This window comes from Bradyrhizobium sp. USDA 3364 (assembly GCF_054056355.1).
Genome location: NZ_JBSRYG010000002.1, coordinates 8,318,263 through 8,339,203, shown reverse-complemented (window position 1 = coordinate 8,339,203; position 20,941 = coordinate 8,318,263). Strand labels below are relative to the sequence as shown.

Here is a 20,941-nt window from a genome sequence, read left to right as displayed (position 1 = left end):
GCCTTGGCCTAGTCGCGGCGCAGGAACACGTAATCCGCCGAGTACGCCGCGCTCTTCAACGCACCGGCCTTGTCGCAGGCGCCGCTGAGCTCGCCGCCCGAGGTGTTGATCCGCTGCACGGTGGCGACGCCGGACAGCTGGCCGTTGCCGCGATGGGAGATCACCTCCAGCTTGAGCCAGGGAATGTCGGCCGCGGTGGTGCCGGGTGCGCTGCCGGCGGTGCGGGCGGTCACGGCGCTGCCGTCGACATGCTCCCAGTTCGGACCGGCATAGTGCCGGCCGACGGTGCGGCCATCGGCGATCAGGGTGGCGACCGGTTCGCGGAACGACCAGGCGAGCTTGCCGTCGGTGACCGGCTTGCACTCATAGACCTGGGCGCCCTCTGCATGGACGGTCAGAACAGGGGACTCGCCGGGCGCCGTGACGGCGTCGGGCAGGGGACCGGCAGCTGACGCCGCCGACCCCGTGAGCAAGAACGATGCGAGCGCAATGCCTCTGACAAGGGCCATGGTCACGCTCGCACCTGTCATTCCAAGATGGCAGCCGTCAGGCCGCTATCGCCTTCACGAGGTTGTCGGACACCTTGTCGAGGAATCCGGTGGTCGAGAGCCAGCGCTGATCGGCGCCGACCAGGAGCGCGAGGTCCTTGGTCATGTAGCCGTCCTCGACGGTCGCGACGCAGACCTTCTCCAGGGTGGAGGCGAACTTCGCCAGTTCCGGGTTGTTGTCGAGCTTGGCGCGATGGGCGAGGCCACGGGTCCAGGCGAAGATCGACGCGATCGAGTTGGTCGAGGTCTCCTTGCCCTTCTGGTGCTCGCGGTAGTGGCGGGTCACGGTGCCGTGGGCGGCCTCCGCTTCCACCGTCTTGCCGTCCGGGGTCAGCAGCACCGAGGTCATCAGGCCGAGCGAGCCGTAACCCTGGGCCACGGTGTCGGACTGCACGTCGCCGTCGTAGTTCTTGCAGGCCCAGACGTAGCCGCCGGACCATTTCAGCGCCGAGGCCACCATGTCGTCGATCAGGCGGTGCTCGTAGGTCAGGCCCTTGGCGTCGAATTCCTTCTTGAACTCGCGGTCGAACACCTCCTGGAAGATGTCCTTGAAGCGGCCGTCATAGACCTTCAGAATCGTGTTCTTGGTCGAGAGATAGACCGGATAGTTGCGCATCAGGCCGTAGTTGAACGAGGCGCGGGCAAAGTCGACGATCGAGTCGTCGAGATTGTACATCTCCATCGCGACGCCGGCGCCGGGCGCCTTGAACACTTCCTTCTCGATCACGGTGCCGTCCTCGCCGACGAACTTCAGCGACAGCGTGCCCTTGCCCGGGAACTTGATGTCGGTGGCGCGGTACTGGTCGCCATAGGCGTGGCGGCCGATGATGATCGGCTTGGTCCAGCCGGGAACCAGGCGCGGCACGTTCTTGCAGATGATCGGCTCGCGGAAGATCACGCCGCCGAGGATGTTGCGGATGGTGCCGTTCGGCGACTTCCACATCTGCTTCAGGCCGAACTCCTTCACCCGGGCCTCGTCGGGGGTGATGGTGGCGCATTTGACGCCGACGCCGACCTTCTTGATGGCCTCGGCCGCGTCGATGGTCACCTGGTCATTGGTTTCGTCGCGGTATTCCATGCCCAGATCGAAATAGAGCAGTTCGACATCCAGGAACGGGTTGATCAGCTTGTCCTTGATGTACTGCCAGATGATCCGGGTCATCTCGTCGCCATCGAGCTCGACGACGGGGTTGGATACCTTGATTTTTGCCATGACGGGGAGGCCCTCTTGGGAACGGCGCGCTTTTGACGGCGGGGGTGGAAAATACGCCTGCGCTATAGCACCGCCCGGGGGCGGGCGGAAGCGGACCGGGTATGCACTTTCAGCCCATCTTTTCATCGAGAACCGCCATTCTGACGGCGGCCCGCGATCCTTGTCCCGGGCAGCTTTCCTTCACGCGCTCCCCTCTAGAGACCCCCTCTAGAATGGCACCTGCGTCGCGGTCCCGGCCACGATGTACCAGGTCACGACCAGGCCCGAGATCAGGGCGCCGGGCAGGCTCGATCCGGTGCGCCGCCAGGTGAAGGTCGCGATCACCGCGATGATCGCCAAGAGCGGCACGAACTGGATCGCGACGATGGTCGACAGCGGCACGAAACCGGGGTCCGGCAGCGGGTTGCACAGCTTACCCGTGAGCCACAGCGTGCCGTATTGCAGCACCAGCAGCACGATGAAGCCTGATGTCAGCGCCAGGATGTTGGTCAGATAGAGCGCCCCGCGCGGCGCGCTCATGGTCGAGAAATTCCGGTGCAGCACGTGCAGCGCCACGACGAAAAACGCCGTGAACGGAATCAGATAGATCAGGAAGATAAGGAATTGCTTCGCGCTCATCAACTTGAGTGCGACGATCCAGAACCTGAAGTCGATCTTGAACGCGAGGTCGGCGAGCCAGAGTGCCGCGTAGCCCACTGCAACCGAGGCCACCGCGATCACGACGGATTGACCGACCAGCCCGCTCCGCGTGGTGCGCTTCGGGGCGAACCACATCAGGGCCAGCGTGATCAGCCCGTTGACGACGGCCCAGACCAGGATCTGGTTGGTGATGCCCTGCGGCAGGAATGCGCTCGGGGTCACGAAAGTGCCGCCCAGCGCAAAGGCTGGATAATAGGTCAGCGCCGGGATGAAGGCGGACAGGATGAACGCCGTGGTCCAGCGCCGGCCCTTGGTTGCCTCATGCGGCGGCATGGTGCCGTCGGTAATCGCCGGCAGCCGCAGGCGGGAGAACATCCTGGCTTCCAGCAGTCCGTCGAACGTTCCGATGATGAGGGCAATGAAACCGATCAGGGCGATGAGCGTGCCGATCTCCTTACGGAACCAGATCTGGTCGTTGACCGGGCGCGGGGTGCCGCCCTTCAATGTCTTGGCGAACCAGTCGAGGCTGTAGCCGATCGCCTCATGCGAGATGTGCTCGGCCGGATGGGTCACCGCGGGGGTGTACAGTACCCGCGCGGTGCCGTTGGCCGGATCGCCATAGACCTTGCCCGGCTCGACCGCGCCTTGGGTGCCGAACAGGGCCTGGAGTTTCGGGCTCTTGGTGACGTCGCGGGCCAACTCGACGCCCCACATCAGCTCGGGGAATTCCTCATACTGGGCGAACACCAGCGCGGTGTTGCGCGGCCAGGTGGCCGTGCCCTCGGCGGCGAACGGCTTGCCCGTGGACGAGCCTTCCAGCACCAGCGATTTGTAGTCGTTGGGCATCGCGGCAGCTGCGGCGAGCACGGTCCAGCCGCCCATCGAATGGCCCTCGAGCCCGATATTCTCCTTGTCGACGAATTGGAGGCTGCGGAGATAGGCAAGCCCGTCGGGGCCGCCGAAGCCGTTGGCGAAGGAGGGCGGGTCGCTGTAGCCGTGGCCGGTCTGGTCGAGCGCCAGCACGACATAGCCGCGGCGGGCGAATTCGATGGCGAAGCCGTCCTGGGTCTCGCGCGAATTGATGTAGCCGTGGACGGCGAGGATACCGGGCGCCGGGATCTGCGGCGTAGCGTTCGGCGGGATGTAGAGCAGGGCGCTCATGGTGTTGCCCTTGGCGCCCTTGAACCTGACATCCTCGATCCGGATGCCGCCTGCGGTCTGCGTGAGGTGGGCGAGCAGGCCCCCCGCCACGATCAAAATCAGGCCCAAAATAGCCAGCGTCCATCTGCCCCGCATGGTCGTCCCCCAATGTGCTTCGACCCAAGTGCCTCGCCGTTCAACCGGCGTCTCAAGCGTGCCTTTACAGCTTCGCTTTGGTTGTGGTTGATAGCCTATCCGAAGGCGAAGCGCGCGCAAGCGGCAGCCTTCGACCCGAGCGGCCGCGATTCTGATTGAGGATTCGCAAACGCCGCTAACCCTGTTATCTCCTTGGAGAAAATGGCCCACGCAAAACCGGTGCAAAGCTGGTGGATGCTGCTTCTGGGCCGCTCTTGGGCTTCCAGATGAGATTTTGAATCAGGCGCTTCGGAAGCTGATTCAAAATCTTCAGACGTTGAATCAGAAAGTGAAGTGAGATGTCCGGCACCGACAAGACCAAGGCAGGGCACGACCTTGCCGGTCCCGTCGTCATCCTGGTCGAGCCGCAGCTTGGCGAGAACATCGGCATGGCCGCGCGCGCGATGGGCAATTTCGCGCTGACGCGGATGCGCATCGTCAACCCGCGCGATGGCTGGCCGAACATTGCCGCCCAGCGCGCCGCCGCCGGCGCCGACCACATCATCGGTTCCGTCGAGCTGTTCGACACGGTCGAGCAGGCGATCGCCGACCTCACGCTGGTATTCGCGACCACCGCCCGCGCCCACGACCAGGCCAAGCCGGTGGTCGGGCCGGAACGCGCGGCCGGCGAGATCGTCGGCCATGTTGCGGCCGGTGGCGGCGCCGGCATCCTGTTCGGACGGGAGCGCTCCGGCCTCACCAATGAGGAGGTCGCGCTCGCCAACCGCATCATCACCTTCCCGGTCAACCCGGGCTTCGCCTCGCTCAATCTGGCGCAGGCGGTGCTCCTGACGGGCTACGAGTGGTTCAAGCTCTCGACCGCCGGCGCGCTGCCGTTCGCGATGCCCGAGCGGTCCGAGCCGGCCTCCCAGCACCAGATGCAGGCGTTCTTCGACAACCTCGTCGCCGAGCTCGACAAGGTCGAGTTCCTGCGGCCGGCCGAGAAGCGCGACACCATGCTGGTGAACCTGCGCAACATCTTTACGAGGATGGATCCGACCAAGCAGGACATGCACACGCTGCACGGGGTGGTGATGGCGATCGCCGAGGGCCGCAAGGGTCCGGCCAAGGGTGGCGTGCTCGACGGCGCCCAGGCCACAAGGCTGCGGGCGCTGCTCGCCGAGCAAGGGCAGGGCGGCGCGACCGCCGACAGTAGCAGCACGGTGCGCGGGCTCGCCCGGCTGCTCCGCCGCAACCCGACCGATGCCGAGCGGATCCTGTGGCAGGCGCTCACGAGAGACCGCCGCTTCGCCGGCCAGTTCAAGCGCCAGACCCCGGTCGGCCGCCACATCCCCGACTTCGTCTCCTTCGTGCACCGGACTGCGATCGAGCTGGTCAACGCGAACGAGAGCGAGGCCATCGCCACCGACCGCGCCAAGCGCCGCGCCTGGCTCGAGACGCGCGACTATCGGGTGGTCGACATGCTGGTCGCCGATGTCGAGCGTGATCTCGACGGTGAGTTGACGCGACTGGAGGGGAACCTTCAGCAGGGGCGGTAGCTCTCGCAGCTTTTTTGTCCGCAGGGCAAGCAAGGGATTTGAGTACGCGGGCGATGACAGGCGAGGATGAGGATACAACTTCGCGATCTCGCGACATGTTTTGTCCGGGCTTTGCATCTCGTTTCGCCGCTCTGAAGCAGAGCGTGCCGGGCAAGCTTGCAGCAATCCCTCTATAGCGACGACAATCACTCTGGGGCAGCGCCAGATCTGGTTCGCTAGAAATCCAGCCTACCGCAACCACCCTCAACGCGGCGTGGTCGGTCAGCAGGAGACGAACATGAACCTACACACCCCCTCAGACGCTGTCAGATCGAAGCCCGAAGAGCTGGTTCCCTCGCGTTACGCGCTGCGGATCGGTGAGATTGACGTGCTTGTCGTCAGCGATGGCGTGCTGCGGCTCCCAACCAAAATGCTGGCGCATAACGCCGACCCGGCGGTCCGGGCGGCGTGGCTGAACGACATGTTCCTGCCGCCGGATGCGTTCGACTGGGCGCTGAACGTGGTTCTGGTCCGCAGCGGCGGCAAAACCATCCTGATCGACGCCGGGCTGGGGTCCGATCCGGATCTGCACCTGCCGCGCGCCGGCCAGACGATCAAGCGACTGGAAGCCGCCGGCATCGATCTTGCGGCCGTGACCGACGTGGTGCTGACCCACATGCATATGGACCACGTTGGCGGGCTGCTGATCGAGGGCGTAAAGGAGAGGCTGCGTCCGGACCTGCGGATTCATGTCGCGGCCGCCGAGGTCAAATTCTGGGAGGCGCCCGATTTCTCCCACACCGCCATGCCGCCGGGATTCCCCGATGCGCTGCGGGCGACCGCCAAGCGGTTCGCGAAAGAGTACCGCGACAATCTGCGGCCGTTCGATGAGCAGCACGAGGTGGCGCCGGGCGTGATTGTTCGCCGCACCGGCGGCCACACGCCCGGGCACAGCGTGGTCCGCATGGCGTCCGGCGGCGAGGCGCTGACATTCGCCGGCGACGCCGTGTTCACGGTCGGCTTCGATCAACCCGAGTGGCATAACGGTTTCGAGCACGACCCCGAGGAGGCGGCGCGGGTTCGGATCCGTCTGTTGCGGGAACTGGCCGAGAGCGGCGAACTGTTGGTGGCCACGCATATGCCGTTCCCGTCCGTCGGCCACGTGGCGGTCGCCGGCGACGCTTTCCGTTGGGTGCCGGCGTATTGGGATTACTGACCGCTGATTGATTCAGGAGCTAAAGCCGGGCGCGTGCTCACCCATCGCGCGCCCGCGCTACCACCCTGTTCGCGCGGTGTCAGAACTTCAGCTCCGGCACTTTCCGGTCAATTGAAATTGGCCTAGATGTCGGCAATGACCGCATTGTGGAACTATCGTCCGTATCACCGCGCGACCACGATCGAAATGGGGCGGCTCGAAACCACGTGGCCGATGTTCCAGGCGGCGCATTTTCATTCTGAAGTCCAGGTCGCAGCCATCAGCTGCGGATCGCGCCGGTACCGGACCCCATCGGGGGAATTCCGTGCGTTTGCCGGTGAGATCGTGATGATCCCGGCCGGCCTGCCGCACGCCTCGGAGGGCAGCGCGGCGTCGATCGTCACGCATCTCTATGTCCCTGGCGACCATCCGGCAGTGTGTGGCGTGGTGGCGCCGCAGACCATCCGCGGCTTGCGTGCGCAATCGCCGGACGAGATCATCGACGCCGTCGGATCGGTGCGCAGGGACAGCGACCGTGACGGCCGGCGCACTGCGGCGCTGGCAATGCCGGAGCAGGTTCTGGACCAGACTCTCGATGTCGGTGCGATGGCCGCGCAGCTCGGCTACTCGACCGACGGCTTCATCCGGGCGTTCAAGCGGCAGTTCGGCATGACGCCTGCCGCCTACCGCGTCGCGCATCGGCTGGCGAGCGCCCGCGCGCAACTCAAGCAAGGCTGCGCGGTCGCTGACGTCGCCTACGCGACAAGTTTTGCGGATCAGAGCCATTTCGGCCGGCTGTTTCGCAGGGCCTATGGCGCCACGCCGGCCGTCTACCGGTCGGCCTTCATGCCGGCATAGGGCGGTCGATTTCATTCCAGACGGGCTGTGGGCCGCGCGCCTAGCGTGGCGTCATGACATCGACTCAACGACAGCTCCGTCACGGCCCGCCATGAACATCCTTGCGCCTCTCCTGGTCGTTGCCGCCGGCTGCAGCGTCGGCTTCCAGCAGCTCCTGAACGCAAATCTCGGAAGAAGCTTGCAGTCCGCCTGGTGGTCGGCCTTTGTCAGCTATCTCGGCGGAACGATCGCATTGGCGGCCGTGCTCGTCGTCCTGCGCGAGCCGCTGTTCAGCGCGGCATCCGCGGCCCGCGCGCCCCTGATCGCATGGACCGGCGGCTTCTTCGGTGCCGCGTTCATCGCTACAAGCGTGTTCATGATTCCGCGTCTCGGTGTTGCCACCGTCGTGACCCTCGTGGTCGTGGGCCAGTTGCTCTGCTCGCTGGTCCTCGACCATTTCGGCGTGCTCGGCACCCCGCAGCACCAGGCGACGGTGGTGCGGCTGCTCGGTGCGGCATGTCTGATCGCCGGTGCCGCGCTGGTCCGTGCGTAGCGCGCGGACCAGCGAAGGCGCCGGCGCGGAAGCGGCGCTGACGACAATGATGCCATGAGTTCGCGCCCTGGAGCCGATCGCTATGCGACGTCGGCAACTCTAGCGTGGATCGCACGGCAGTGTTGCGCCAGAGCGTCGTGCGAGACCACGAACTGCTTCAATGGCGTGTTGATGTCGTAGAAGTAAATGTTGGCCACGAAGCCATAGATGCTCGCGTCGATGGTCGTCGGCCTGTTGCCATGCACACAGCCTTGCCCCGGGATCAAGCTCGCCAGGGCGGCGAGATCGGCGAGCCCGCGCGCCATCGCGGCGTCGGGCTCGAAGCGGCCGATGCCCTGGTAATGATAGCGTTGCGCGTTGAACTCCTTGGCCTTCATCAGGCCGTCGTCGGTGAGATCCGGATGCTCACGCTTGAGCGCATCGCGGAACTGGGGCCAGTAGCGCTCGTCCTTCCAGCGCGAATAGGACATCACCCAGTAGAGGTCGTCGAGCGTTCGGGTGACAAGGAGATTGGTCGTGCGTTGCGCCGGTGTCAGCGCCGCATCCAGCGTCACGCCGTATTTTTCCGTGACATAAGCGATGATGGTCTCGCTGTCGCCGACGGTGCCATCGCCGTCGACGACATAGGGCAGCTGCTGGCGCGGCGCCTTCGACGCATCAAAAATGTGTTCGTGCCGGAACGGCACGCCGGCGAGCTTCAGAAAAGCGAAGACCTTCAGACCGTAGCCATTGTTGTCGGCGACGCCGAACAACGGCGGATAGGAATAGAGCGTGAGCATGGTGGTCCGCCACGTTCAGGATGGATAAAATTAGCTCAAGATTGGTCGGTTGGAAACGTCAGGCAGGCACGGCCGCCTCGGGACGAGAGCGAATTAGCTTGCGTTGCTTTGAGTCCTTTTGCACTCTCAGGTAAGGAGGCCGATGCATGAAGATAATGACCGTCGCGTGCGCTCTCGGAGCGGCCCTGGTGCTGTGTAACCTCGGGACGTCTGGTGCTGAAGCCCGGACGCGGAGGGCACAGGTCGTTCAGGAACCAAGAAGGGTTATTATCCCGGTGCCGGTGATCAGGCCAACTCCGTGGGATTATTATATTGTTCCACGATATCGTTATCGCCCCGAGGACGACCGGGTCGATCCGTACGGCCCACCCCTGGTGTCGTCGTGGGTCCGCTATGAGGCGTGGCGGTGGCCATACTGGTGGTGAACAGCGGTCATGCCGGGCAGATCGCGTTCTGGGGGAAGCGGTGATCGTCCCCTGACCGGACGCGGAGGTGAAGCGTAACGCCGGGACAAAACTGCGTGATGCCGCGTTTTAGCTGGCGCATCACTATGGGTCATAAGCCGTCGATGACGACCAGGCCCGGCAACGTCGGCTTTGTCGTCGGAAGCCGACGTTGACGATGGCGCCCCAGACGATCAGGCCTTCGAGATACCGCCGTCGATCACCGGTCCCAGCGGCTCGTAACGTTCGCCGCTGAAGCGCGTCAGCTGCAATTGCTCGAGCGGATAATAGTCCGATGGCGAGGTGTTGATCTTGATGCCCGGCAGCAGCATGTCGGATTCGACATCTCTGAGGTTCGCCGCCTGCTTGATGATGCTTTCGGACGAGACGTCGTCGCCGCACTGCTTGAGCACCTGAACCAGGATCTGGCTGGTGAGATAGCCGGTGACGGCGTAGATGTCGTTCTTGGCGGCCGCCGGATCGTATTTGTCAAGGAATGCGCGCCATTTCTGGATGGCGGGATCGCCGTCCCAGGCGGCGTCGACGGGATCCTTCAGATAGGCGCTCGAGATGATGCCCTTGGAGACGTCGAAGCCCGCCGCCTTCAGCGTCGAGCCGGCGGAGGAGGCGTTGTTGCCGATGTAATGCACCGGCTGCCAGCCGAGTTCGGCGATCTTCTCTTCTTGATGCCTTGCGCGGCGAATTTCGGCGTGGTCATGCTCATGAACACGTTGGCACCGGCGGATTTGCATCTCACCACCTGGCTGTCGATCGTCGGGTCGGCGGTCTCATAGGACAGCTCCGCCACGATCGCGGAGGTCTTGGCGCCGAGCCCGTCCTTGAAGCCCTTCAACACGTCGCGTCCGAAATCGTCGTTCTGGTAGACGATGCCGATCTTGGGATCGGTCTGTGTCGAGAGGACATGCTGCGCGAAGGCACGCCCTTCGATCTGGTAGCAGGGCTGGAAACCCATCGTGTACGGGAAATTCTTGTAGTCGCCGAACTTGGTGGCGCCCGAGGCGATGAAGAGGTGCGGGACCTTCTTGAGGTTCATGTACTTCATGATCGCCGCATTGGTCGGCGCACCGAGCGGCGCGAACAGCACATCGATCTCGTCGCCCTCGACGAGCTTGCGCGCCTGCTCGACTGTCTTGGCCGGGCTGTAGGCGTCGTCATAGGTGATGTACTTGATCATGCGGCCGTTGATGCCGCCTTGCTCGTTGATCATCTTGAAATAGCCGCCGGGCGTGCGGCCGATCGACGAATAGACCGCTGCCGGTCCCGAATAGGCATCGATGTTGCCGATCACGATCTCGGTCTTGCCCTTGGCGATCGCGGGCCTGCCGAGCAGCAGCGCGGCCGACGTCGCGGCGCTGCCCTTGATGAGCTGACGGCGGGATAGCTGGGTTGAACGGTTCCTCGGCATTGCAGTCCTCCGCTTCTTCTTGTTGGCCGTTTTGGCATTGTTGGCCGGTTTGGCAGCCTCTGACGGGCATGTCGGCTCGAGACGCTGCACAGCGTTCAAGCCGGATCAAATCAATCTATGGGAGGCGCGCGCCGGGACTTGTGTGTAGTCGCTGCGATCAGGAATATTGGCGCGGTGTCAGGATGCGGCGCGGCGGATCGAATGATCCGAGCCGCGCCGCACATCGCGGCCGATCAGGCCGGCAATGCCCGGCCTGGGAGCGCGATTGTTCGCCTTGAGCTGGGGCAGCGGAAAGACGCGATCGTAGGCGATATTAAACACGAACGCGTAGACCAGATAGAACGCGACGATGGAGATATCCATCATCAGCGCGGCCCACAACGAGATGCCGAGATACCAGGCCACGAACGGGATCAGCAGCACGATCAGGCCGGCCTCGAACAGCATCGCGTGAGCGACGCGGATCGGCATCGTCTTGGCGACACGGCCGGTGACACGGACCAGCGCGTGGTCGAAGCCGAGATTGAACAGCAAGTTCCAGACCGTCGCCACCGTCGCCGAGACGACGCCGATCACGCCCATATGGGCGACCGGCTGATTGAACAGCCAGGCGGCCGCTGGCGTGAAGATGGCGATACCGATCAGTTCGAACAGGACTGCGTGCCTGACCCGGTCGGAGAAGGAACGCATGGACATTTGGAAACCCTTTCTTGTCGTTGTGATCGGGTTTCTATCTGATATTGTGGGATTACAAAGCTAGATAATATCTGAAAAAGAGATAGATGACCGTTTCCATGGACCAGCTCGAATCCTTCGCGGCGGCCGCCGAGCAGGGGTCGTTCTCCGGTGCGGCGCGGCTGCTGAAGAAGGCGCAATCGGCCGTCAGCACGCATGTCGCCAACCTGGAAACCGACCTCGGCATTGCGCTGTTCGACCGGGCCGGGCGCAACCCGGTGCTGACCGAAGCGGGGGCGCGACTGTTGCCGGAAGCGAAGCTGATCCTCGATCGCCGCGAGCACCTGATCGGCGTTGCCAGCAGCTTTGAGGCGCATGTCGAGAAGCGCCTGGTGGTGGCGATCGACGAGCTCTATCCGGAGAGCGCGGTCGGCGAACTGTTCGCGGAATTCGCCACGCGCTTTCCGCATGTCGAGCTGGAGCTGCTGTTTCCGATCATGGAGGACGTCAGCCGCCTCGTGCTTGACGGCAAGGCCGATGTCGGCGTGATGTGGCGGCAGGAGCATCTGCCGCCGGAGCTCGGCTTCAAGACCATTGGCTGGGTGCCGCTGCAACTCGTCTGCGGCAAGACCCATCCGCTGGCGCATGGGCGGGTGGATTGGGAGGAGCTGAAGCGGCATCGCCAGATCATGGTCACGGTGCGCAACGAAGGCACCGAGCGGCACCGGCTGCGGGTCGCGGCCGAGGTGTGGTGGGTTGAGAGCCATTGGGTGATCCTGCAGATCCTCAAGCAGGGCGTCGGCTGGGCGCTGATTCCGGCCCACATCATGGCGAGCTCGCAGGTTGCCGCGGACCTGGCGGTTCCCGAGCTGGAATTCGACGAGGGTGCGCATCCCGTGGCGCTCGAAGTGGTCTGGCACAAGCAGCGGCCGGCGGGGCCGGCAGCCAAATGGCTGCGCCGCCGCTTCGCCACGCGTCCGCCGATGCTGCGCATGTGAGCGTCGGACAGGCGCGCCATCGCGCTTCGCATCGGAGCTGACATCGCGACCGCGATGTGTTGCCATAGCCGCCGCACTGACCTGACAGGGTGGAGACGATGGCGAAGCAATTGCAAGACAAGGTGGCCGTTGTCACCGGGGCGGCATCGGGCATCGGACTTGCGAGCAGCGAGGCGATGCTGGCGGCAGGCGCCCGCGTGGTGATGGTCGACCGCGATGCCGGCGCGCTCGCGGCGCTCGCCGGCAAGCATGGCGATGCGGTGATCCCGCTGGTCATCGACCTGCTCGATCCAAAGGCCTGCGCGACGTTGCTGCCCCTTGTGCTCGAGAAGGCCGGCCAGCTCGACATCCTGCACGCCAATGCGGGCATCTATGTCGGCGGCGATCTGGTCGATGCCGACACCGGCGCGATCGACCGGATGCTGAATCTCAACGTCAATGTCGTGATGAAGAACGTGCACGACGTGCTGCCGCACATGATCGCGCGGGCGACCGGCGACATCATCGTCACGAGCTCGCTCGCCGCACATTTCCCGACGCCGTGGGAGCCGGTCTATGCCTCGTCGAAATGGGCGATCAACTGCTTCGTCCAGACGGTGCGGCGCCAGGTGTTCAAGCACGGCATCCGCGTCGGCTCGATCTCGCCCGGGCCCGTGATCAGCGCGCTGCTCGCGGACTGGCCGGCGGAGAAGCTGCACGAGGCGAAGGCGGCCGGCAGCCTGCTGGAAGCGAGCGACGTGGCCGAGGTCGTGATGTTCATGCTGACCCGCCCGCGCGGCATGACCATCCGCGACGTCGTGATGCTGCCGACGAATTTCGATCTGTAGGCTGGCTCGATGAGCCTTGATGGCTTCTTCCGTCATTGCGAGGAGCGATAGCGACGAAGCAACCCATGCCTCCACTTGTGGCGCGATGGATTGCTTCGCTTCGCTCGCAATGACGCGGCAAAACTGTGCCGCGCTTCCAGACCGGAAGGAGGGCCGGACTAGACCGCCTCGAGCTCGCCCGCGCGCTTGGCCTTCTTCACCCTGGCCGGCGCGAACAGGTTGCCGGCGGCGAGGCCCGCGGTGTCGGCGACGCCGGGATCACCCGACACCATCGCGGCGACGATGGCGCCGTCGATCAGCAGTGCGAGCTGATGCGCCAGCACGGCGGGCTCGGCTGCGCCCAATTCGCTGGCGAGTTTTTCGATATGCGCCAGCACCACCTTCTTGTGCTTCAGCGCGATGTTGCGGAACTGCTTGGCATCCTTGTCGTGCTCGGCGACCGCGTTGATGAAGGGGCAGCCGTAGAAGCGCTCCTCGGCGAACCAGGTCTTCAGGGCAGGGAAGATCCGCGCCAGCTTGGTCTGCGCATCGCCGCCGCCGGCCTCGATCGCGCCGATGAACCATTCACGCCACTGCCTGCCTTCGCTCTCGAGCACGGCGTGCACCAGATTTGTCTTCGAGCCGAACAATTTGTAGAGCGTCGTCTTCGCGGTGCCGGCCTCGTCGATGATCGCATCGATCCCGGTGGCGTTGATGCCGTTCTTGCAGAACAGCCGCGTCGCCGCGTTGAGCAGCCGCCCGCGCGCCGATTCATCGTCGCCGGCTGCGAACGCCGCGGCAGGTTTTTTCTTCGCAATCGATTTGGCCATGTGCGGCAGTAAATCGGAGCCCGGCAAAATCATCAAGTCGCATCTTGCTGCGCGCCTCCATGCGCTGAAAATAATCGCGGCCGTGCAGCATCTGCTTGGCGATTGAGCAAACCGGCGCTGATCAATCCGCAGGCAGGGTCGCTTAAGCGCCTGCGGGATTTCGCCTTTTGATTTGGGGCGGGACTGGCACGCTTCGTGCAGGAAACAGACCGTTCGGTATCCTGACCATTCCATCGCTCCCAGGGAGAAAACTGATGACCGCTGTCGCCCAGAAGACCGCACTGACCGGCTGCCTCGCGCCGATCGACAGAGGCGGGCTCGAACAGCTCATTGCCAACGGCAAGGCCAACCCGAAGGTGATCAAGACCTTGAAGTGCAAGACGGTGGCCGAGGGCAAGTTCCGCCACGCCAACTACATCCGCAACCTCGCGCCCTACATCGTCGACGAGCCGCCGGGCCTGCTCGGCGATGACACCGCGCCCAATCCCTCGGAAGCTTCGCTCGCCGCGCTCGGCTCCTGCCTCGCGGTCGGCCTGCACGCCAACGCCGTGCATCGCGGCTGGACCGTCAACAAGCTCGAGCTGGAGCTCGAGGGCGACCTCAACATCACCGCGGTGTGGGGCACCGGCGACATCAGCGAGAAGCCGGTCGGCTTCACCGACGTCCGCGTCAAGGTCGACATGGAATGCGAAGGCGTCCCGCAGAGCGAGATCGATGCGCTGGTGGCGCATGTGAAGAAGTGGTCGCCGGTCGCCAACACCTTCACCCGTCCCGTCAATCTCGAGGTCAGCGCCTGATCTCACCCCTCATCCTGAGGAGCTTGCGGAGCAAGCGTCTCGAAGGATGCAGGCCACGGTGGGGCTTCATGGTTCGAGACGCGCGTTCCGCGCTCCTCACCATGAGGAGCCCACGATACTGCAGCATTACGAAAGGTGCGGAGACCATCCATGGGTTCACTGGCTTTATCGCGGGTCGCAGCTCAAGATCCCGCACCGACGATTGCGGACGAGGTCGCGCGCCTCGCCCGCCAGGAGCTGGCGCCGCTTGCCTCGGCGATCGATTCCGGCTCGGTCTATCCCGGCGAATTCCTGCGCCGGCTCGGCGAGGTCGGCGCGTGGAACAGCCACGTGCCGCAGGAAGGCCCCGCCGATTTGCGCTGCGCCATCCAGTCGATGGCCGCGATCGGCGAGGTCTGCGGCGCCACCGCCTTCATGGCCTGGTGCCAGAACACGCTGGTCTGGTACGTTGCCAACTCCACCAACATGAAGCTCGCCGCGCGCTTCGGTGACTGCTTCTCCAGTGGGCGGCGGCTCGGCGGCACCGGGCTCTCCAACCCGATGAAGAGCTTCTTCGGCATCGAGCGGCTGAAGCTGAAGGGCCGCAAGGTCGACGGCGGCTACATCGTGCGCGGCGCGCTGCCCTGGGTGTCGAATCTCGGGCCGGACCATTTCTTCGGCACCATCTTCGAGCGCGAGGAGGAAGGCGGCATCGCAAGAGGCGAGCCGGGTGGGACCGTGATGTTCCTCGCCGACTGCTCCGATCCCGCGATCACGCTGACGCCGTGCAAGCCGTTCCTCGCAATGGACGGCACCGGCACCTACAGCATCCAGTTCCGCGACGTCTTCGTGCCGGACGAACTGATCCTGGCCGAGCCGGCCGCGCCCTTCGTGAAGAAGATCCGCGCCGGCTTCATCCTGCTGCAGACCGGCATGGGCCTCGGGCTGATGCAGGACTGCATCAACATCATGGACGAAGTCCATGCGCCGCTCGGCCATGTCAACCGCTATCTGCCGCAGCAGCCTCTGCAATTCCGCGAGCTCTATGCCGAGCTCGGGAAGGAGGCGATGACGCTGGCGCGCGATCCCTACAATGCCGACGACAGCTACTGGCGCCGCGTCGTCGCGCTGCGGCTGCGCATCGGCGATGCCAGCGTCGCGGTCGCGCATGCCGCGATGCTCCATTGCGGCGCGCGCGGCTATCTGATGAGCCACCGCGCCCAGCGCAGGCTGCGCGAGGCCTATTTCGTCGCCATCGTCACGCCCGCTACCAAGCAGCTGCGCAAGATGCTGGCGGACGGCTGACGCGGAGTTCGGGACCACCACAACTGCAACCACGCAACAGGAGAGAGCCATGACGGACGTTCTGATCACCGCCGGCGAACTTGCCGAGCTCGTCACCAAGGAGCCGTGTGTCATCATCGACACGCGGAATCCGGATGCCTATGCGGCCGGACATCTGCCCGGCGCCGTCAATGTGCACGACATCTTCACCTACCTCGCGACCTCGACCCCGGAGGGCATGCACGAGCTGAAGACCAAGTTCGCCGACGCGTTCGGCGCCGCTGGTCTCTCCGGCAGGGAGACTGCCGTGATCTACGAGCAGTCGATGAACTCCGGCTTCGGCCAGTCCTGCCGCGGTTATTACCTGCTGACCATGCTGGGCTATCCCAAGATCAAGGTGCTGCATGGCGGCTTCGATGCCTGGAAGGCGGCCGATCTGCCCGTGACGACCGACGTCGCCGCGCCGGTGAAGGCCGCCTTCGCGATCGTGCCGGAGGCCGGCGACATCATGATCGACGCCAAGGCGATGCTGGCGGCGGTCGGCAAGCCCGGCGTTGCGATCCTCGACGTGCGCGACGTCGACGAATGGATCGGCGAAAGCTCGTCTCCTTATGGGAAGGATTTCTGCCCGCGCAAGGGCCGTATCCCCGGCGCGGTCTGGCTCGAATGGTACCGCATGATGAAGCCGACCGGCGAGGGCCCGCGCTTCAAGTCGAAGGACGAGATCCTCGCCGAATGCGCCACCGTCGGCATCTCGCAGACCACGCCGGTCTATCTCTACTGCTTCAAGGGCGCGCGCGCCTCGAACACCTTCCTGGCGTTGAAGAACGCCGGCGTGAAGGACGTCCGCATGTACTTCGGCTCCTGGAACGAGTGGTCGCGCGACCCGTCGCTGCCGATCGATGAGGGCTTGCCGACCGCTGCCGTCGTAACAGGCAAAGCGGCATAGAAATTGCCTGTTTGCTGGCGTCCGGCGGCGTAAAATGCTGCTGGACGTCGATCAATGCCGGGATTGGCGCGGCGCGCCGATCCGCAAGGAGGAAGCCTCATGAAACGCGAAGACCTCACCGAAAAGCTGCTCGACATCAAGCGCGAGAAGGGCTGGAGCTGGAAGCACATCTGCGAGAAGATCGGCGGCTATTCCGAGGTCCTGATCGTGGGCGCAATCCTCGGCCAGATGAAATTGACGAAACCGCAGGCGGCCAACGCCGGCGAGTTGTTCGGACTGTCGAAAGCCGAGATCGCGATGCTCAACGAGGTGCCGATGCGCGGCACCGGCACGCCGATGCCGCCGACCGATCCCCTGATCTATCGCTTCTACGAGATGGTGATGGTCAACGGCCCGGCCTGGAAGGCGCTGATCGAGGAGGAGTTCGGCGACGGCATCATGTCGGCGATCGACTTCGACATGGCGATGGAGCGCGTCGCCAGTCCGAAGGGCGACCGCGTCAAGATCACCATGAGCGGCAAGTTCCTGCCGTACAAATATTACGGTGCCAGCGGCAACGTGCCGGACTACGGCTTCAAGGAGGAGTGAGGAGGGCGCGGCTGCTTCACGCCGCGCGCTCCGGCCTTCCCTCCGACCTCAGAGGATCGCGCGCGGCGCGTAGCTCGCGGCTTCCGGCTTGGCCTTGGCCAGGGCTTCGACCTGCTCGGCGAAGTGATCGACCTGGGCACCGGCGTCGCCGGAGTTGGCGCGGCCCTGATCGAGCACTTGCTGGAGCTCGGCCGCGCTCAAGCCCAGACGCTTGTCGGCGGCAAGACGCTGCAGCAGATCGTTCTGCACGATCTTGCCGGTGCGGAGGTCGCCGATGGCGGCGACGGCGTGCTCCTTGATTGCCTCGTGCGCTCCTTCGCGGCCGGCGCCCTTCTTCACCGCTTCCATCATCACCGTGGTGGTCAGCAGGAAGGGCAAATAACGGTTGAGCTCGGTCTCGACGACCGCCTCGAACACTTCCATCTGATCGAGCACGGTGAGCAGGGTCTCGAGCAGCCCGTCCGTGGCGAGGAAGGCATCGGGCAGCATGACGCGGCGGACGACGGAGCAGGAGACGTCACCCTCGTTCCACTGATCGCCGGCGAGGCCCGCAGCCATCGCGAGATAGCCCTTCAGGATCACATGCAGGCCGTTGATGCGCTCGCAGGAGCGGCTGTTCATCTTGTGCGGCATCGCCGAGGAGCCGACCTGGCCCTTGGCAAAACCTTCGCTGGCGAGTTCGTGGCCGGCCATCAGGCGGATGGTCTTGGCGAAATTGCCGGGACCGCTGGCGAGCTCGGTGAGCGCGCTGACCGCACGGAAGTCGAGGCTGCGCGGATAGACCTGGCCGACGGCATCGAGCGCTTTCGGCAGGCCGAGGTGCCGGAGGATGCTCTGCTCGAGCGCGCGCGCCTTGCCGGCATCGCCGTTGAACAGGGTGATCTGGTCGAGACGGGTGCCGACCGCGCCCTTCAGGCCGCGCGCGGGATAGGTTTGCAGCACATGGACCAGGGTCTGATGCGCCAGCAGCATCTCTTCGCCGAACATGGCGATGCGCTTGCCGAGCGTCGTGACCTGCGCGGCGACGTTGTGGGTGCGCGCGGTGAACGGGATGTCGCGCAATTGCTGCGCGCGCCTGGCAAACCGGACCAGCGCGGCGATGCTCTTGGTCTCGACCAGCTGCAACGAGCGGTAGACCTGCAATTGCTCGACGTTCTCGGTGAGGTCGCGGCTGGTCATGCCCTTGTGCAGGTGCTCGTGACCGGCCAGTTCGCAGAACTCCTCGATCCGCGCCTTGACGTCGTGGCGGGTGATGCGCTCCCGCTGCATGATGGACTTGAGGTCGATCTGGTCCTTGACCCGCTCGTAGCTTTCGATCACGCCATCCGGCACCGGGATGCCGAGATCGCGCTGGCCCTTCAGCACGGCGATCCAGTAGTCGCGTTCGAGGCGGACCTTGCCTTCGCCGCTCCAGATGGCGCGCATGGCGGGTGAGGCGTAACGTTCGGCGAGGACGTTGGAAATGTGATCTTGGGACATGATCCCGCTCTCTTGGCATTGCCGGAGGCTGGCTGCAAGTCGCGAGCTGCCATGAATCGTCAGGTCTGATGGCGCCCTGGCCGCACTTGCGGTGCCGGCGCCACCATACCAGATTCTGAGAGGCGCCGCCTCGGGCGATCCGCGGCGGCGCTGGCTTATTCGGTGCCGGCGGACGGCTCGCCGCCGGCGCTCCTTACGGCGCGGGGGCAATCAGTCGAACGCTTCGCGAACCTCTTTCACCGGCGCCATGTCGCGGACGAAGGTGAATGCGCCCTTGTCCTTCATCTCGCGGGCGCTCCGCAGGAACGCGGCCAGCGCGTGACGCTCCATCGCACCTCCCACGCTGATGCGCTTGACCCCGGCAGCCGAGATCTGCTCGACCGTCAGGGTCGGGTCGGCAAAGCCCATCACGAGGTTGAAGGGCCGCTTCAGCGCCGACACCACGGTCTTGATGGTGCCGATGTCATAGAGGCCCGGCGAATACAGCACGTCGGCGCCGGCGGCCTCGAAGGCCTGCAGCCGCTTGATGGTGTCGTCGAGGTCCTTCCGTCCCCAGAGAAAGTTCTCCGCCCGCGCCGTCAGCGTGAACGGGAAGGGCAGCGCCCGCGCCGCCTCGACCGCCGCCTGCACACGTTCGACGGCGAGCGAGAAATCGTAGATCGGATGCTCGCGATTGCCGGTCGAGTCCTCGATCGAGCCGCCGACGGCGCCGGCTTCGGCGGCGAACCGGATCGCCTCAGCCGCGAGCTTCGGCATGTCGGCGCCGCAATTTTCGAGATCGGCGTTGACGGGAAGGTCGGTGGCTTCAGCGATCACCCGGCAATTCTCGATGATCTCGTCAAGGCGGACGGCCGAACGGCCGAGCGTGTTGGCTAGCCCGAGGCTCGTGGTCGCGAGCGCCTCGAAACCCATGGATGCGAGCAGCTTTGCCGTTCCGGCGTCCCACGGATTTGGAATGATGAAGGCGCCGGGCCGCTGATGCAGCTCGCGAAACCGTGCTGCCTTGTCTGCCTGGGTGCGCATGTGAACTCCTGATGGTTGGAAATAGCGACTGGCGCCAGCGATAGGGCGGTTTCGCCCATCAGACAAATTTGTTATTTCTCTCGATAGCATCAGTTTTTTGCATGAGGCGAGAGATGGACAGCGACGCGCTCAACACGTTCCTGGTGGTGCATCGCCGCGGCGGGATCTCGAATGCCGCCAAGGCGCTGCATCGCTCGCAGCCGGCGATCTCGAGACGCATCGCGCTGCTCGAGCAGGAGCTCGGCGTACCCCTGTTCGAGCGCATTGGAGGCAAGACGCGGCTGAGCGATGCCGGGCGGGTGATGGTGCCCTATGCCGAACGCGCGGTGGCGGCGGCGAAGGATGCCGAGAATGCGGTGCGCGCGCTCTCGCGCGACAATTCCGGCCCGGTGGCGCTGGCGGTGACCGGTACGCTCGCCGGCGAGCGGCTCTCGAAGGTGCTGAAGCGCTTTGCCCGCCGGCATCCGGATGTCACGCTGACGCTGCGCACCGCGACGAGCGCCGAGGTCAGCGATCTGATCCGGCGCGGCGAGGCGACGATCGGGCTGCGCTACGATCGCGACCGCTCACGCGAGCTCGATTACGAGGTGCTGTTCGCCGAGCCGCTGCAGGTGGTCTGCGCGCTGGATCATCCGCTGGCCGGACGCCGGGTCGGCAAGCTCGCCGATCTCAGGGACGAGCGCTGGATCGCGTTTCCCGAGGTGCCGGGACGCCGCGAGATCACCGCCTCGCATGTGTTCGCGCTGTTCCTGACGCACGGGCTCGGCGAGGTCGACTGGACGCCGGTCGACAGTCTGACGGCGCAGAAGCGGCTGATCGAGGCCGGCCTCGGGATTGCGCTGCTGTCGCGAAGCAATGCAGCGGAGGAGTTGGGGAGCTCCAGGATCGCGACGATTCGCGTCAGCAATCTCACTGCAAGTCACGAGGTCGTCGCGGTGACGCGGCATGGCGGCTTTCTCAGCGCCGCATCGCGCCGTCTGCTCGACATCATCCGCGCCGACTTCACCAAGGCGAAGGGCACCAACAATTCGCGCCGGAACGGGGTCCGGCGCGCGTAGACGATTTGCCGGTTGGCTAGAGCCGGAAC

At 64.9% G+C, this 20,941-nt stretch carries 18 protein-coding genes and 2 pseudogenes; 11 read left to right on the top strand and 9 right to left on the bottom strand.

The genetic code is table 11. From position 1 onward, the window contains the following. Positions 1-8: 8 nt before the first annotated feature. From ACVILL_RS39470 to ACVILL_RS39460, 3 genes are all read right to left on the bottom strand, one after another. A complete protein-coding gene (locus ACVILL_RS39470) occupies positions 9-509 on the bottom strand; it encodes a DUF3455 domain-containing protein (protein ID WP_456733957.1) in 501 nt (166 codons plus the stop codon). 37 nt (positions 510-546) lie between these two features. Next, entirely contained in the window at positions 547-1,761 is a 1,215-nt protein-coding gene (locus ACVILL_RS39465) for an NADP-dependent isocitrate dehydrogenase (RefSeq protein WP_456733956.1), read from the bottom strand. Between the two features lie 207 nt (positions 1,762-1,968). Beyond that, entirely contained in the window at positions 1,969-3,696 is a 1,728-nt protein-coding gene (locus ACVILL_RS39460) for an alpha/beta hydrolase family protein (protein ID WP_456733955.1), read from the bottom strand. A gap of 338 nt (positions 3,697-4,034) precedes the next feature. Between ACVILL_RS39460 and ACVILL_RS39455 the strand changes: the two genes are divergently transcribed. The 4 genes from ACVILL_RS39455 to ACVILL_RS39440 all read left to right on the top strand — a co-directional run bounded on the left by ACVILL_RS39455 (position 4,035) and on the right by ACVILL_RS39440 (position 7,798). Continuing rightward, positions 4,035-5,234 (top strand): TrmJ/YjtD family RNA methyltransferase, encoded by a 1,200-nt coding sequence (locus tag ACVILL_RS39455; protein ID WP_456733954.1) that lies wholly within the window; start codon positions 4,035-4,037, stop codon positions 5,232-5,234. A 277-nt stretch (positions 5,235-5,511) separates the two neighbouring features. Beyond that, entirely contained in the window at positions 5,512-6,429 is a 918-nt protein-coding gene (locus tag ACVILL_RS39450) for an MBL fold metallo-hydrolase (protein WP_456734466.1), read from the top strand. Between the two features lie 135 nt (positions 6,430-6,564). Further along, on the top strand, positions 6,565-7,266 hold the full coding sequence (locus tag ACVILL_RS39445) for a helix-turn-helix domain-containing protein (protein ID WP_456733953.1): 702 nt from the start codon (positions 6,565-6,567) through the stop codon (positions 7,264-7,266). A 91-nt stretch (positions 7,267-7,357) separates the two neighbouring features. After that, positions 7,358-7,798, top strand: a complete 441-nt coding sequence (locus tag ACVILL_RS39440; RefSeq protein ID WP_456733952.1) for a DMT family transporter — start codon at positions 7,358-7,360, stop codon at positions 7,796-7,798. A gap of 80 nt (positions 7,799-7,878) precedes the next feature. Here the strand turns inward: ACVILL_RS39440 and ACVILL_RS39435 are convergent, their stop codons facing one another. From ACVILL_RS39435 to ACVILL_RS39425, 3 genes and pseudogenes are all read right to left on the bottom strand, one after another. Next, positions 7,879-8,577: a glutathione S-transferase C-terminal domain-containing protein gene (locus ACVILL_RS39435; RefSeq protein WP_456733951.1), complete on the bottom strand. Its 699-nt coding sequence runs from the start codon at positions 8,575-8,577 to the stop codon at positions 7,879-7,881. 637 nt (positions 8,578-9,214) lie between these two features. Next, positions 9,215-10,446: pseudogene (locus ACVILL_RS39430) on the bottom strand (ABC transporter substrate-binding protein). 282 nt (positions 10,447-10,728) lie between these two features. Beyond that, positions 10,729-11,136 (bottom strand): annotated as a pseudogene (locus ACVILL_RS39425) (PACE efflux transporter); the annotation flags it as partial. Positions 11,137-11,228: 92 nt separating this feature from the next. On the opposite strand from ACVILL_RS39425, the gene ACVILL_RS39420 reads away from it, so the two are divergent. Both ACVILL_RS39420 and ACVILL_RS39415 read left to right on the top strand, forming a co-directional pair. Beyond that, positions 11,229-12,119, top strand: a complete 891-nt coding sequence (locus ACVILL_RS39420; RefSeq protein ID WP_456733950.1) for a LysR family transcriptional regulator — start codon at positions 11,229-11,231, stop codon at positions 12,117-12,119. Positions 12,120-12,217: 98 nt separating this feature from the next. Beyond that, positions 12,218-12,946, top strand: coding sequence for an SDR family oxidoreductase (locus ACVILL_RS39415; RefSeq protein WP_456733949.1), 729 nt, complete (start codon positions 12,218-12,220; stop codon positions 12,944-12,946). A gap of 158 nt (positions 12,947-13,104) precedes the next feature. Here ACVILL_RS39415 and ACVILL_RS39410 read toward each other — a convergent pair whose 3' ends face one another. Further along, positions 13,105-13,755 carry a TetR/AcrR family transcriptional regulator gene (locus ACVILL_RS39410; protein ID WP_456733948.1) on the bottom strand — a complete coding sequence of 217 codons (651 nt, stop codon included), beginning with the start codon at positions 13,753-13,755 and terminating at the stop codon, positions 13,105-13,107. A 254-nt stretch (positions 13,756-14,009) separates the two neighbouring features. On the opposite strand from ACVILL_RS39410, the gene ACVILL_RS39405 reads away from it, so the two are divergent. From ACVILL_RS39405 to cynS, 4 genes are all read left to right on the top strand, one after another. After that, entirely contained in the window at positions 14,010-14,552 is a 543-nt protein-coding gene (locus tag ACVILL_RS39405) for an OsmC family protein (protein ID WP_456733947.1), read from the top strand. A 150-nt stretch (positions 14,553-14,702) separates the two neighbouring features. Further along, on the top strand, positions 14,703-15,836 hold the full coding sequence (locus ACVILL_RS39400) for an acyl-CoA dehydrogenase family protein (protein WP_456733946.1): 1,134 nt from the start codon (positions 14,703-14,705) through the stop codon (positions 15,834-15,836). A 49-nt stretch (positions 15,837-15,885) separates the two neighbouring features. Further along, complete coding sequence (locus ACVILL_RS39395; protein WP_456733945.1) at positions 15,886-16,764, top strand: sulfurtransferase; 879 nt, start codon at positions 15,886-15,888, stop codon at positions 16,762-16,764. Between the two features lie 99 nt (positions 16,765-16,863). After that, complete coding sequence (cynS, locus tag ACVILL_RS39390) at positions 16,864-17,352, top strand: cyanase (RefSeq protein ID WP_456733944.1); 489 nt, start codon at positions 16,864-16,866, stop codon at positions 17,350-17,352. Between the two features lie 48 nt (positions 17,353-17,400). On the opposite strand, the gene purB is transcribed toward cynS, so the two are convergent. Beyond that, complete coding sequence (gene purB, locus ACVILL_RS39385; protein WP_456733943.1) at positions 17,401-18,831, bottom strand: adenylosuccinate lyase; 1,431 nt, start codon at positions 18,829-18,831, stop codon at positions 17,401-17,403. 210 nt (positions 18,832-19,041) lie between these two features. Then, positions 19,042-19,854: an isocitrate lyase/PEP mutase family protein gene (locus ACVILL_RS39380; RefSeq protein ID WP_456733942.1), complete on the bottom strand. Its 813-nt coding sequence runs from the start codon at positions 19,852-19,854 to the stop codon at positions 19,042-19,044. A gap of 113 nt (positions 19,855-19,967) precedes the next feature. On the opposite strand from ACVILL_RS39380, the gene ACVILL_RS39375 reads away from it, so the two are divergent. Next, positions 19,968-20,912 (top strand): LysR family transcriptional regulator, encoded by a 945-nt coding sequence (locus ACVILL_RS39375; protein WP_456733941.1) that lies wholly within the window; start codon positions 19,968-19,970, stop codon positions 20,910-20,912. The last annotated feature ends 29 nt before the right edge of the window (positions 20,913-20,941 follow it).